This window comes from Flavobacterium sp. YO12 (assembly GCF_004119495.1).
GTDB lineage: Bacteria > Bacteroidota > Bacteroidia > Flavobacteriales > Flavobacteriaceae > Flavobacterium.
The window spans coordinates 57865-71769 of record NZ_NRQU01000011.1; the positions used below are offsets into that span (position 1 = coordinate 57865).

Here is a 13905-nt window from a genome sequence, read left to right on the forward strand (position 1 = left end):
TGTGTAATAAAACTAATTACTTAACTCTCTTTTTAATACTTGCAATCTGTTTGCAACAGATGCATTGTATTGATTATCACCTATTCTTAAAATAAATCCACCAATAATTGAAGGATCTACTATATTTTCAATTGTAATTTTCTTATCTGACAAAGTTGCAATTTTAGCTAAAACTTTAGCTTCTAATGCAGCATCCATTGGAATTGCAGTTGTAACTTTTGCAGTTTCAACTCCGTTGCTTTCGTCAAATAATTTATTGTATTCTACTGCAATTGCATCTAGAATTTCAAATCTTTTGTTTTCGAATAATAAATGAAATAAACCTTTAGTTACGCCATTTACATTTGCAAAAACCTCTAAAAGAGCACTTTCTTTAACTTCAACTTTTGTAGTTTGGTTTTGAATAAATGCGCTTAATTCTGAATTATTTTCAATCGCTGATGCAATTGATTTCATATCGTTATTTACAGCTTCGGCAACACCTTTAGAGTTTGCTAAGTCTAGAATTGCTTTTGCATAACGAATTGCTGCTCTTGTACTTGCCATAATCTTAGTTTAACTTTACGTCACCCAACATTTTCTCTACTAATTTAGTTTGAGATTCTTTGTTAGATAATTCTTCTTTCAATAATTTTTCAGCGATGCTTAAAGATAGACTTGAAACTTGTGATTTCAATTCTGCCATTGCAGCATTTTTTTCACTTTCGATAGCCGCTTTAGCTTGCTCAATTAATTTTTGACCTTGCTCTTGTGCATCGTTTTTAGAATCAGCAATAATTTGCTCTCTCATTTCACGTGCTTCTTTCAACATAGCATCACGTTCTGCACGAGCTTCTTTTAAAATACGCTCATTATCTGCAGTTAAGTTTTCCATTTCTCTGCGAGCAGCTTCTGCTGAAGCTAACGCATTGTTGATAGATTCCTCACGGCTTTTTACAGCTCCTAAAATTGGTTTCCAAGCAAATTTTGCTAAAAGAATAAAGAAAACAATAAAGATAATTGTTGTCCAAAAAATTAAACTTTCCGGTGAAGTTAATTGCATAACATTATATGTTTAAAAATTGTTTGTCGTTTTTTTAAAAAAACTTCCTGAAGCCAACCGCTGCAGGAAGTTTTAAGTTTTAATTATTTTGCGATTAACGCAACAACTACTGCGAAAAGAGCAACCCCTTCAATAAGTGCAGCAGCAATAATCATAGCAGTCTGGATTTTTCCAGCAGCTTCTGGCTGACGAGCAATAGCGTCCATTGCAGAACCACCAATTTTTCCAATACCAATACCTGCACCAATTACAGCTAATCCAGCTCCGATTCCAGCTAATATCATAATAATAAATTTATATAGTTAATAATTAAAAAAACTCTGATTAATGGTGATCGTGCTCTTCAACAGCCTGACCAATAAATAATGCTGAAAGCAATGTAAATACATATGCTTGTAATGCAGCAACTAACATCTCTAATACACTCATGAATAGTACAAATGCTCCAGAAACTGGTCCAATTGCAACTGATTTAAATATGAAGATTAAAGAAACTAAACTCAAGATAATAATATGCCCTGCAGTAATGTTTGCAAACAAACGAATCATTAACGCGAATGGCTTAGTAAGCATTCCGATGATTTCTACAGGAATCATAATTGGAGCTAACCACACAGGAACTCCTGGTGTATTAAAAATATGTCCCCAATAATTTTTGTTTCCGCTTAAAGTTGTAACTACAAAAGTGATAAATGCCATTACAAATGTAAAGTAAATATTTCCTGTTAAGTTTGAACTGAATGGGAAGAATGGAATTAAACCGATAAGGTTATTAATCCAGATAAAGAAAAAGATAGTTAAAAGATACGGCATGTATTTAGCATACTTTTTTGTTCCTATATTAGGAATAGCAATTTCGTCTCTAACAAAAGTAACAAGCGGCTCTAAAAATCCAGCCAATCCTTTTGGTGCTTTGTCGTTTTTCTTGTATGATCTTGCAACCGCAAAAAACATAACAAACAAAATAATTGCCGACATTAACATTGAGAAAACATTTTTTGTAATAGAGAAATCTAAAGGTCTTGCATCAAAAGCAAAAGCTCCGTTATCTTTTACATCTTGTGACAATCCTTCAAATTTGTCAGCGTAAAAAATTATTTCCTTATAACGAACAAATTTTTGACCATTGATATCAACTACATGTTCTCCTGAATTGTCGTGGTGAAATTTTGCAGATGAAAAAATCTCTAAACCATTTGCAGTCCATAAAATAACTGGAAGGCTAAAAGAGATTGGATGACCATCCCAGTCAGCAATATGAAAATCGTGAGCATCTCCAGTATGCGCATTGATTAATTCACTAGCGTTAAACTCTTCTTCAACTTTATGAGCAACAGTTTCTCCGTGGCCGTTTGTCTCTGCATGACTTCCTTCTGCTAATTCGACATTTTCGTGTGCAGCTGAAACACTGTCAACAGGCGTTGATGCGAAATTTATCGACGAAGTAAGTGCTAATAAGGTAACTAATAAGTACTGAACTGGTTTATTGGAAATTATCATTATTAAAACTGTATCTAATTTTAGGTTTCAAAAATTTTTTGCAAAGGTACATTTTTAATTTAAAACTGAAAATATATCGATATAATTTTTAAAATTTCCGTTTCAAAATGCGATATATTTAATAATGAGACTATTAACCCTTGTTTATAAGCCTAATTGTAAAGACTGTCTCAAAAAGTAAAAACAAAAAATAAGGGATAAAAAACGCGCTTACATCTACTATAGGATTTGCAACGCCTGACTTTATAAACGGAATTAGGAAAACAACAGCCGCCATCATTCTAAAAAAACTAGCGCCAAGAAACGTAAAACCGGTATAAGTGGAGAAATTTTTATTGATATAAATAAGTAAAAGATATACTAAAAAAGTGGCCAAAATATTGAACAAATAAATACTCCATGCCGCATAGAAAAAATTATACTTCTCAGATAAAGACTGCATTATAAAATACTGAGCAGCAAACAACACAATTGAAAAAGGGATAAAATACTTTAGGAAATCTACAGTTCTATTCATTACTTGTTTAAATTTTTAACTTGTCTGATGACATTATAAAGTGCTAAAAAAACAGAGAATAAAGAAAGAACAATTGTCCAAAGCGATCCTCCGTTAGAATACTTTTCGTCTAACCAGATGCCAAAGTAACTAAATAAAAAAATAATTATCCCCATTTGAAAGGGGATATTTATAAGTGCAATCCATTTGTTATTTTGTTTATTATTCGGATCCTTATCCATTTTTTAGAGTTACTTCCTTATTGTTAGTTATCATGGTACAAGTTGCTGTAAATTCAGCTCCAGGTTCTATAGAAAGTTTTCCAACGGCAACTTCGCCGTGAATTTGTGCAGATTCTTTAATATTAAGGATTTCAAGAACTTTAATTTTTCCACGAAATTCGCCTTCAATATCTGCGTTGTTACAAATGATCTCTCCTTTTACAACACCGCTTGCTCCAATGACTAATTTTCCTTCGGATGTAAAATTTCCAATCAATTCGCCGTCAAGCCTAAAATCAGCTTTTGAAACAATATCTCCTATTATAGAGGTTCCTTCAACAATTCTATTTGTTTTTCCTAGAAGTTCTGTTCCGTTTTTTTTTACTTTATCAAACATTATTATGGGGTTTTTGGGGTCAAATAAACATCGAGATTTTTCTTGATTTGAACCACTTTGTAATTATCGCTCGATATAATTACTGCAGGTTGAGCGATTTTAAATCTTTTATCATCTCTCAAAACGCCCGCCACATCTTTAGCATAAGCCTCAGATTTTACTCCATGAATAACAACAAAACTTTCAGTCTTATTGTATTTATCTACTGAAGTTGTCAGACGCTGATAATTTTCGACAGCTAAAAAGCTTTTAATCACATCTTCTATATGCTTTGCTGTTTTACTGTCATTACTTGCAATTGGATAGATTATTTTCCAATTTTTATTGTCTTCTGTTGTAAAGTTAAGACGCTCTAAAACTGGAACTTGTTTTTCTAGAATCTCTCTTGCATTTTTACCTTCTTCACTATTTGGATAATTATCTGCAACTGTTTCTAAACCTTTTTTATAAGCTTCCAATCCGTTAACCTTTCCTAATGTATTTGCTTTAAGCAATTCATATTTAGAAACTATTTCATCTCCTGAATACTGATTAATTAAATTATCAATATTATCTAAAACAACATTAAACTGCTCTTCTTGATAGAGTTTAAACCATTTTTGATATTCTTTATCTGGTGACGAAAGGTCGTCTGTTTTTACATTATTTAAAATTTGAGCATATCGCGAGTTCGGATATGTTGCTATAATGTTTGCTTTTATCGCTTGTGCCTTTGCAGGATCAGTAATTTGATAAATTTTATACAAATTATACATTGCCGGCAATACCAATTTTTCTTCTGGATTATTTTTTAATAATTGTTCCAGCTTATCACTTGCTAAAGTATATTCATTAAACTTTTCTTTATATATAAGTCCTAATTGGTAGTACGCAAAATTGCGGTCTTTACTAATACTATCAATAGCCGCTTGTGATTTAGGAAGCTTATTTTCATAAAAAGCAGAAGTATATTTTTCGACAACAACAGTATCTTTTAATGCATTTGCATTTTCCAGATTATTTATCGTGTCATTCATTGCGGCATTATTTGCAGATTTTATGGCTGCCAATCTCCAATTTCCTCCCATTGTTCTATTACCCCACAATTTCTTAAACTGCAATTTTCCATAGGCAACTGTGGTTGGATTATAGAAATAAAAAGTACTTGCGACATCATTTCCTGCTTGAGGTTTTAATCCGCCGTCAAAATCAACAGGTTTCCCTAATGAATTAGGATTAATTGCTGTTGGCGCATTTGATGCATTTGTATTTCGATCAATATTTGCCAGCTTCTCTTTCTCTCTTTCTTCTAAAATTCGTTTTGCTTCATCTTTCTTTTTTAATTCAGCAATATAATTTTCAAAGTAAATTGTTCTCTCGGCGCCTGGCAGTTTGTATACCTTAATTATACTGTCATTAGTTTTAGCAATTGCTTCGTACTTAATAACGTTGTCAAGGTTTTTTCTGTTTTTTTCAATAAAAGCAAACTCTCTGCTTTTTGGATTTAACTTCGTTAATGTACTGTCATAATATTTAGCAGCCATTGAATAATCTGTATTTTTAAAATACATATTTCCAATGTTTCGATATGCCGATGCCATTAAATATGGATCTTTCGATTTTCTGCCTAATGATTTATTATAAAATTTCAGCGCATTTTCAGTATCTTTCTTTTTATCATAATAAACCGCCATTTCATAAAACAAAACATCATAATAAGGTCTGTTTTCACGATCTGCAACTAGTTTATTGTAGGTTTTTAAGAAAATAGTGTCGTTACCGCTTGCGTAATCGTACATCTGTGCTTTTTTTGCATAAGCATGCATCATATATTTTCGATCGGCTTTACGATTCATATCAATTACACCATCGTAAAAATAAATAGCACTATCTTTTTTGCCAGCCTCTTGATACATCTGTCCTAAAATAAAACGATATCTGGCACGATCTTCATTTATTTTGGTAAATTTCTCAGCAATTTTAAGCTTTGTTACTGCGCTGTCTCTTTGTTCTAAATTTAAAAATGCTTCCGCCAAAAGCGCATTAGCATCTGAAAAAGTCTGTTTATTTAAATCTGTATTTTTTAATAACAGATTGATATTTTTTATAACAATTGCATCATTACCCAAACGCATATTGGTTTTTTCGCGCCAGATTTTTGCGGTATAGATATTACTGCTGTTTGGATATTTGTATAAAATATAATTGAATGCTTCTAAAGCCGGTATAAAACGCTGATCGTAATATCTGGCTTTTCCAAGCATTAAATAGGCTTCATCTATTTGAGAGTTTCTTTCTCGGCCTCCAATATTCATTGAATGCTTCTGAATTGCTTTTGTAGCTTTTGTTTCTGCTAATTCAAAATCAGGATTTTTGGCTTTTTCTTCATCAGAAAAGTTTTCATCAAACTGCATTTTTTCTATTGGAAGTATTTTCCAAAAATTATCCTGATTATTTGCGTATATCGATTGTAAACCTTTGTCGAGGCCTATTCCACCATTATACAAAATGTTATATTTTGTACTTAAAGCATGTGAATTCCTCGATACAAAGCTGTTATTTTTGGTAGAACAAGCTATCAAAAGGAATAAAAAAACAAGAAAAAAACTATATTTAAGAGTATTCTTTTTCAATAGAACTGATTTTAAAGCATAAACTACCAAAAAGCATTTTTAGTATAAAGACTTGTAAAAATACGCTTCTTTTTGAAATATAGAAACTTATACAGCAAAAAACGATTCAAGCTCTTGAAGGGTTTCTTTTGATGTTTGAATATCCTTTACAATTTCGCCTTTGTTAAGCGCCACAATACGATCGCAAACCTCTACTGTATGCTGCAAATCATGACTTGAAACCAAAACAGTTACATTTGGATTATCTGCCAGTTCTCTGATAATTTTCTTTAATCGGCTTACTGTAGTTGGATCTAAATTTGCAAAAGGCTCATCTAAAATAACAACTTCAGGATTACCAATTAAAGTCGCTATAATACCTACCTTTTTTTGATTTCCTTTAGATAAATCACGCAGGTACTTTTTATTATTTAATATTTCTCCGTTAAAAAATTCCTCATGTTCTGCTAACAAAGCATCAACATCAGCTTTATTCTGACGACGTAAATCGCCAATAAAATAAAAATATTCCTCTGGAGTTAAATATCCAATTAAAAAGCTTTCATCGAGAAATGAGCCTGTAAATGATTTCCAATTTTCGCTTGTATTTACTTGAATATCATTATTTTTTATAGATCCTGTTGACGGCTGAACCAAATCTAAAAGCAGACTAAAAAAAGTTGTTTTACCCGCTCCGTTGTTCCCTACTAATCCAAAACTTTGTCCTTTTGGGATTTCAAGATTATTAATATTTAAAACTGTAGTTCCGTTGTATTTTTTTGAAAGTTGATTTGCTTGTATCATTTTAATTTTAGATTTTAAATTGTTGATTTTAGATTAAAAAATCTATTTTTTCTTTGATTGTCAATGAGATAAAAATTACCGAATTATCAAATTGGCACATTTTCTAATTACGTTAATTCTTTTGTTTGTAAGCACTTATCGTACTATACTTTTCTATTTTGTATCTCTTTTCAATTACTGAAAATACTTTCTCTTTAAAAACTAAACCTAAAACTCCTGCCGTGGCAACCAAAGCTAATGCAACCGTTTTATCAGCAAAATGAAGCCCAAGCCAATACAGCAGTAATGGCAAAAATACTTTTGGCAGCGAAAGCAGCATAGCACTTACATTAAATGCTTTTTTATCTCCAAAAGCCCCGCCAGCACTACTTAAATCAATAGGTGTTTTTGTAAATGCTCCTCCTAAAAGCACTAAATGTGAGTTTACACCAATATTATAAATGGCACCAACAACAATGGTTAAATAAACTTCCCATCCGTAAAAAAGATAAAATGAAGCCAAAACGGTTGAAACAAAAGTAGCAATAACAATCAGCCACCATTTTGAAGTAATATATCCGCGATACGGAATATTTTGTGTCATCATTAATTGGTAATACGAACTATCCCAACTTGGTACAAACTGACCAAAAACAAATAAAAATCCGCCCGAAACAAATATTCCGCCAAAAATTTGCATTACTTGCGGCTGACTTGAGTTTCCAAAAAAGAGCAGGCCGTAAAACAAGAAAACAACACTCAAAAAAATGGTTGTTTTTGATCTTTTGTTTCTTTTAATAAGTTTAATATCATTCTTTAGAAACGTTCCAACTGTTCCAAATTGATTCAACCACGAAAGATTCTCAGTTGTAGCAATATCTTGTTTTACTGAAAGTCCAGCATCTAGATATAAATTCTTCTTGAAATATTTAAAAGTAAAAAGATATAAACCTGCTAATACCCATACCGGGATTAAAAAGAGTCCGTCAATATCATAAAATCCTTGAAAAACAGGTGTTGTAAACGTCGTAATATCAAATAATTTATAATACTGAGCACCTGCCAAAACTAAAATTATTCCAATAAAAACAACAAACAATTTATCGATGTTGCTTAAAATAATATTTAGAAAATTATTGATGTATACTAAAGATAGTATGGCTAAATGCCAAAAAATAATTTCGATTAGATCATATCCATTTAAAATCAGTACTACCGAAAACGGAATAAAAAACAGAGCATGAACCCAATTGAAAAATGACAGCATTGTTTTGCCTAGAGAGAAATGAACAATAACTGATTTTTTAAAAGGTAAAACCAGCAAAGGTTTAATATTTAAAACTGGAATAGACTGTACTAATAATCGAACAACTAAATCGAACAAAAAATAATAAATTAAAAATTTATTGACGGTTTGCAACGGATCGAGATTCATTTTTTTAAGAGCATAAAATACTCCAACACCCGCTCCTATAAAAATTAATGAAAAATATATCATTAAAAACCCCAGTAAAATCTTCATTGCCAAATTTTTGCCAAATGATGCAGATCTGGCAAAGGCTTTCCATTCAAGGTAAATAAACTTTTTAATCATTGTTAATTGGTTTTGATTTTGGTAGTAAGAGATCAAATGTAGGAAAACGTTACAAAAAAAGTTAAAAAAAATATTTTAGTAAGTGTCAATTACTTAGTCTTTGCTACTTTTGCAAAAAAAATTAATCATGCCTTCATTCTTAAAATTAATAATTAAAGAGGTAAAACGCGAAACTGCCGACGCTGTTTCTGTTCTTTTTAATGTTCCTGAAGAACTTAAACCAGATTATAAATTTATAGCTGGACAATACATAAATTTAAAGTTAACACTTGATAATCAAGAAATTCGTCGTGCTTATTCTATTTGTTCTGCACCAGAAAGCGGTGAATTACGAATTGCAGTAAAAGCGGTTAAAAATGGTTTATTCTCACAATTTGCAAATACAAAGCTTAAAGCAGGAGATGTTCTTGAAGTTGGTCATCCAGAGGGTAAATTTACCTTTGAACCTGATGCTGAAAGACAAAAAAACTATGTGGCTTTTGCGGCAGGAAGCGGTATAACACCTGTTTTATCTATTTTAAAATCAGTTTTAAAAAGCGAACCAAAAAGCTCATTTGTATTAGTTTACGGAAACAAAACTCCTGAAGAAACTATTTTTCATCAGGAATTACATGATTTACAATTGCAATACGTAGGTCGCTTTTTTGTGCATTATGTTTACAGCCAGGCAAAAGTTGAAAATGCATTATTCGGCCGAATAGATAAATCGGCAGTGAATTTTGTTTTAAACAATAAACACAAAGAATTAGAATTTGATAAATTTTTCTTGTGTGGACCTGAAGAAATGATCAATACGGTTTCTACTGTTTTAAAAGAGAAAAACGTAAAAGAATCTGCTATTAAGTTTGAGCTTTTTACTGCTTCTACAAAAGAAAATGAAATCAAAACTTCATTAGAAGGACATACAAAAATTACTGTTTTAGTTGATGATGAAGAAGTTACTTTTGAGATGTCTCAAAAACAAACTATTCTTGATGCGGCTTTAAAACAAGGTGTTGATGCTCCTTATTCTTGTCAAGGCGGTATTTGCAGCAGCTGTTTGGGACGTGTAACTGCGGGTTCTGCTGAAATGACAAAAAATTCTATTTTAACAGATAGTGAAATTGCAGAAGGTTTAATTTTAACTTGTCAGGCACATCCAACATCTGAAACTATTTATGTTGATTACGACGACGTATAGTCTACATTAAATTCTAAAATATAAAAATCCAAATTCCAACTTTACAATTGGGATTTGGATTTTTTTGTTTTTTACTATTTACAATAGTGATAGAAAAAATTAACACAGCTGGAATTACAATAAAACCAATTTTTTACTAAAATATTGATGATTTTTTATTAAATTAGGGGTAAAATCAAAGCACTCATAATCTGATGCTCTTATGTTAGATTTACAGTCCTAAATCAAATTTGTCAACGCATTTAAACATTAAATATCATGACAATACATCACTTCCTTCGTTTATCATTTATCGCAATTTTTGTAGTAACAGCTCTTTTTTGTATTTACTTTATAATCAAAAAACAACGAAATAAAAAAGGGCCTAAATTACTTACCTCAGAAAAGTACAACTCAACAATGATTGGGAAAATGACTGAAATTAAAGTCTCTGACCAAAATATTTTTAACATCTGGCCTTACGTTAGTAAATTAAAAACGGCTAAAGTACTTTCGCATAAAATCAAAGAGTCTCAATTGGTACATAAAGTCTATAGAAATTCAACCGAGAACTTTGAACACATTTTACTGTCTACAGAAAAAGAAAATCATTTTGTTGTAATTGTAGCCAATAGAAACAAAAAGAAAACAATTGGATATTTTCTTCATGATTTGAATGGATTATACGCTTAACTGTATTTTTTCAACAATTTCATTAGGAGAAATACTTCTCATCGCATCTTGATAACCTTCAACTGTTTTATTTCCATAAACCGAAGTTGGCAGTTGCGGGTATTGATTTCTATCAGCAGTTAGAGCATTTTCAAGACTTTGATTAAAAGGCAAAAATCCTGCATAAGGATGAGTTGCTCCCCAAAGTGTTATTACTTTTACGCCCAGCATAGCGGCAATATGTGCATTTCCAGAATCCATCGAAAGCATTACATCAAGATTGCTGATTAACTGTAATTCTTGCTGAAATTTAATTTTTCCAGCCATATTAATTACATTTTCAAAAGGTTGCGCTATTGAATCTAAAATATCGATTTCTTTTTTTCCTCCTCCGAAAAGCAAAATTTTATAGGATGAATTCTCGGCTAATTTTGCCACAACTTCTTTCATTAAATCTAACGGATAAACCTTAGAATCGTATTGTGCAAAAGGTGCGATACCAATTAATTTTTGATTCTCGTTCCCGATAATTTCTAAAATGTCTTCGCTTAAAATTGCCTTTTCTGGAAATTGAGGATTAGATAAATCTAAAGAAAAACCAAGTTCTTCAAACACTTTTGTGTGTCTTTCAAACATTGTTGGTAACGGTGCAAAGATCTTATTTTCGGCTCTAGTCAATTCTTTTTTTCCTTCACGGCCTTTATCAACTGTTGCTCTTTTTTTTCCGCTTAAAGCGAAAAGCGAGCCTACAACCTTAGATCTTAAAACGTTATGAAGATCTGCAAAAGCATCGACTTTCAATTTACTTACATCTTTAAATAAACGTACAAGTCCCAGAAAACCTTTATGTCTTTCTTTTTCATCAAAAGCAAAAAAGTTTAAATTAGGAATTCCGTCAAAAAAAGGTTTAAAAAAAGGACGCGAAATAACGGTCAATTTTACCTCTGGATATTGTTTTACAAAAGCGCGTAAAACAGGAACCGTCATGGCGACATCTCCCATTGCGGATAGTCTCATGACGGCTATATGCTTAATTTTATTGGACAATTTTGCCAATTATTTTTTATTTTGGTATAAAACAGGATTCAATTCATCGTCGTTATACATTTTCATTTGTTTGTATACTTTCATGAATTTATCTCCATTTTCGATGTCAGTCAATAAATCATCAATTGCAGTTGACAAATCTGATCTTTGCTCTAATAGAACATTTAATTTTTCCTGACATTTATCTCTATGTTCTTGTGTAGCTTCTGCGCGAGTAGCTTCTTCATGCATATGATAAATTTTTAATGCCAAAATCGATAATCTGTCAAATGCCCATGCTGGACTTTCAGAGTTTATTTTTGCACCGTCTTTTACTTTTACATTGCTGTATTTTTGTAAAAAGTAACTATCGATATATTCTACCATATCAGTACGTTCCTGATTAGATGCATCAATTCTTCTTTTTAAAGTAAGTGCCGCCACTGGATCAATTTGCGGATCACGAATAATATCTTCAAAATGCCATTGAACAGTGTCAATCCAGTTTTTTAGATATAATAAATGTTCGAATTTATCCTTTGGATATGGATTGTTTATAGGCTGATCTACATTATCAAACTGATGATAATCCTTGATGCTTTGTTCGAAAACAGAATATGCTAATTTTGAAAACATGTCTTTATTTGTTAGAGTTACAAAGATACTTTTTATACTTTTATGGTGCGAATAATAACGAGTAATTTTTTGTTCTCGTATTTTTACCAAATTTATAATTTTAAAATTTAACTATGAAAATTCATTATATATCTGAAAATAACAGCATTTTAAATCATTTTTTAAGTCAAATCCGAAATATAAATGTTCAAAATGACAGTATGCGTTTTCGACGAAATATAGAACGAATAGGCGAAATTATGGCGTACGAATTAAGTAAAATTCTAACTTATAAAAATGTAGAAATTCAAACACCGCTTGGCATAAAAAACACAACAGAAATAGCTGCTGATTTGGTTTTATGTTCGATTTTAAGAGCTGGATTACCACTGCATACAGGCTTTTTAAATTATTTTGATAATGCCGAAAACAGTTTTGTTTCTGCCTGTAGATATCATCCTAATAATGATCACGAATTTGAAATTAGAGTTGAATACCAAGCGGTTTCAAATATCAATAATAAAACCGTTTTGCTGCTTGATCCAATGCTGGCAACTGGTCAGTCAGTAGTTGCTGTTCATGAAAAACTGGTTGAAAATGCAACTCCAGAAGAAATTCACATTGTCGTAGTTATCGCGGCTCCAGAAGGAATTGCTTACCTAGAAAAAAAGCTTCCAGAAAATTGTCATTTATGGGTTGCTTCATTAGACGAAAAGCTAAATGAGAAAAACTATATTATTCCAGGACTTGGTGATGCTGGTGATCTTGCTTTTGGAAGTAAATTATAATTGCGAGAAAAAGGTAAATAAACTACACAAAATCAGTACATAAAATACAATTTCGTTATTAAGCTTTTGCTGTACATACTCTATATGACTTGCTGCCATAATAGTAAGCGGTGCGATGCTAAACAGCAATAAATCATTGCTTTTGTCTGGCGATACAATAAAAACGAGAGCAGCAATAAAGAAACATGCTACTACTTTTTTGTAAGAGGCATGAACAATCTGAGGTCTGTTTGACAATGTTGTAATCATTGAAATAACAAAGAATAAAGCAACCGCAACATATATTGAAAGTGCTCCATTTTCATAATTGTTCTTGAAATAATCTATTCTAAAATCGATTACTGCACGTTTTTGAAAAAAATCTACCGCATCAATATTATTGAACATTAAGGAGATCATTGTAAACACTAACGCTACTGCCAAAAGTGCAATAAAAGGTAAAACCCAGTTTCTATAATCTCTCGAAACGTGAAAAACTATCGATATAAAAACCAAAATTAGGAATAAGACACACCAAAATTGAAATAAAGAAGCTACAAAAATCCAAAAAGAAGCATCGAATATTTTTTCTTTTGATGCTTTAAGAGATTGAAGCGAAATCAATCTTCGAAGTGCTAATAAGATGAAAAAATTAGCATAAATTACATCTGGATTATTAAATATAGTAGGGAAAAACAATATAAATAATAAGTAGAAAAATATCGCGTACCCATTGTCTTTACTGAGTCCATTCTTTTTAACAATGAAATTAATCATGAAAAAAGAAGCCAAAATAAAGCACAATAAACTCAATTTTTGGAATATCGTAAAATATGAATTTATCCAAGACGTTTCTCGAATTTGAAACATAAAAAAGAAAACCAGTATCAAAATTACAACCAATGAATAATTTAATGGCGTAGATTTTTTAAAAACACTTGTTATCATAAGGATATTTTATACTTTTGTGACTGTAAATATAATACTTGTTTAAAAGGAAAAACCAACAAGTTGAAAAAGATTCTTTTTTGAATTTTAATTC

Annotated in this window: 16 protein-coding genes; 3 read left to right on the forward strand and 13 right to left on the reverse strand. The window is 31.2% G+C overall.

Features of this window, described 5'->3' with window-relative positions:
• Nucleotides 1-12: 12 nt before the first annotated feature.
• The 10 genes from atpH to BOW55_RS05505 all read right to left on the reverse strand — a co-directional run bounded on the left by atpH (nucleotide 13) and on the right by BOW55_RS05505 (nucleotide 8624).
• Nucleotides 13-546, reverse strand: a complete 534-nt coding sequence (atpH, locus tag BOW55_RS05460) for an ATP synthase F1 subunit delta (protein WP_089053557.1) — start codon at nucleotides 544-546, stop codon at nucleotides 13-15.
• A gap of 4 nt (nucleotides 547-550) precedes the next feature.
• Entirely contained in the window at nucleotides 551-1042 is a 492-nt protein-coding gene (locus BOW55_RS05465) for a F0F1 ATP synthase subunit B (protein ID WP_089053556.1), read from the reverse strand.
• A gap of 83 nt (nucleotides 1043-1125) precedes the next feature.
• On the reverse strand, nucleotides 1126-1326 hold the full coding sequence (atpE, locus tag BOW55_RS05470; RefSeq protein WP_111422948.1) for an ATP synthase F0 subunit C: 201 nt from the start codon (nucleotides 1324-1326) through the stop codon (nucleotides 1126-1128).
• A gap of 40 nt (nucleotides 1327-1366) precedes the next feature.
• Nucleotides 1367-2542 carry a F0F1 ATP synthase subunit A gene (gene atpB, locus BOW55_RS05475; protein WP_129023316.1) on the reverse strand — a complete coding sequence of 392 codons (1176 nt, stop codon included), beginning with the start codon at nucleotides 2540-2542 and terminating at the stop codon, nucleotides 1367-1369.
• A gap of 133 nt (nucleotides 2543-2675) precedes the next feature.
• A complete protein-coding gene (locus BOW55_RS05480) occupies nucleotides 2676-3059 on the reverse strand; it encodes a hypothetical protein (RefSeq protein ID WP_129023317.1) in 384 nt (127 codons plus the stop codon).
• Nucleotides 3059-3280, reverse strand: a complete 222-nt coding sequence (locus tag BOW55_RS05485) for an AtpZ/AtpI family protein (RefSeq protein WP_129023318.1) — start codon at nucleotides 3278-3280, stop codon at nucleotides 3059-3061. Before BOW55_RS05485 ends, BOW55_RS05480 begins: the two co-directional genes overlap by 1 nt.
• Complete coding sequence (locus BOW55_RS05490; RefSeq protein WP_129023319.1) at nucleotides 3273-3656, reverse strand: polymer-forming cytoskeletal protein; 384 nt, start codon at nucleotides 3654-3656, stop codon at nucleotides 3273-3275. Before BOW55_RS05490 ends, BOW55_RS05485 begins: the two co-directional genes overlap by 8 nt.
• Before the next feature lie 2 nt (nucleotides 3657-3658).
• Nucleotides 3659-6268, reverse strand: a complete 2610-nt coding sequence (locus tag BOW55_RS05495; protein WP_129023320.1) for a tetratricopeptide repeat protein — start codon at nucleotides 6266-6268, stop codon at nucleotides 3659-3661.
• 87 nt (nucleotides 6269-6355) lie between these two features.
• Nucleotides 6356-7051, reverse strand: coding sequence for an ABC transporter ATP-binding protein (locus BOW55_RS05500; RefSeq protein ID WP_129023321.1), 696 nt, complete (start codon nucleotides 7049-7051; stop codon nucleotides 6356-6358).
• Nucleotides 7052-7163: 112 nt separating this feature from the next.
• Complete coding sequence (locus BOW55_RS05505; RefSeq protein WP_129023322.1) at nucleotides 7164-8624, reverse strand: DUF5687 family protein; 1461 nt, start codon at nucleotides 8622-8624, stop codon at nucleotides 7164-7166.
• 127 nt (nucleotides 8625-8751) lie between these two features.
• Here BOW55_RS05505 and BOW55_RS05510 point away from each other — a divergent pair, with 127 nt between their 5' ends.
• Both BOW55_RS05510 and BOW55_RS05515 read left to right on the forward strand, forming a co-directional pair.
• Nucleotides 8752-9804: a ferredoxin--NADP reductase gene (locus tag BOW55_RS05510; RefSeq protein ID WP_129023323.1), complete on the forward strand. Its 1053-nt coding sequence runs from the start codon at nucleotides 8752-8754 to the stop codon at nucleotides 9802-9804.
• Between the two features lie 258 nt (nucleotides 9805-10062).
• The gene (locus BOW55_RS05515; protein ID WP_129023324.1) at nucleotides 10063-10476 is read left to right on the forward strand and encodes a hypothetical protein; all 414 of its coding nucleotides are present in this window, start codon (nucleotides 10063-10065) and stop codon (nucleotides 10474-10476) included.
• Here BOW55_RS05515 and BOW55_RS05520 read toward each other — a convergent pair.
• Nucleotides 10465-11472, reverse strand: a complete 1008-nt coding sequence (locus BOW55_RS05520) for a glycosyltransferase family 9 protein (RefSeq protein WP_129023325.1) — start codon at nucleotides 11470-11472, stop codon at nucleotides 10465-10467. The genes BOW55_RS05515 and BOW55_RS05520 overlap by 12 nt on opposite strands.
• A gap of 39 nt (nucleotides 11473-11511) precedes the next feature.
• Nucleotides 11512-12117: a DUF4254 domain-containing protein gene (locus BOW55_RS05525; protein WP_129023326.1), complete on the reverse strand. Its 606-nt coding sequence runs from the start codon at nucleotides 12115-12117 to the stop codon at nucleotides 11512-11514.
• A gap of 113 nt (nucleotides 12118-12230) precedes the next feature.
• Here BOW55_RS05525 and upp point away from each other — a divergent pair, with 113 nt between their 5' ends.
• Entirely contained in the window at nucleotides 12231-12884 is a 654-nt protein-coding gene (gene upp, locus BOW55_RS05530; protein ID WP_129023327.1) for a uracil phosphoribosyltransferase, read from the forward strand.
• Here upp and BOW55_RS05535 read toward each other — a convergent pair.
• A complete protein-coding gene (locus tag BOW55_RS05535) occupies nucleotides 12879-13811 on the reverse strand; it encodes a DUF6427 family protein (RefSeq protein WP_129023328.1) in 933 nt (310 codons plus the stop codon). The genes upp and BOW55_RS05535 overlap by 6 nt on opposite strands.
• Between the last annotated feature and the right edge of the window lie 94 nt (nucleotides 13812-13905).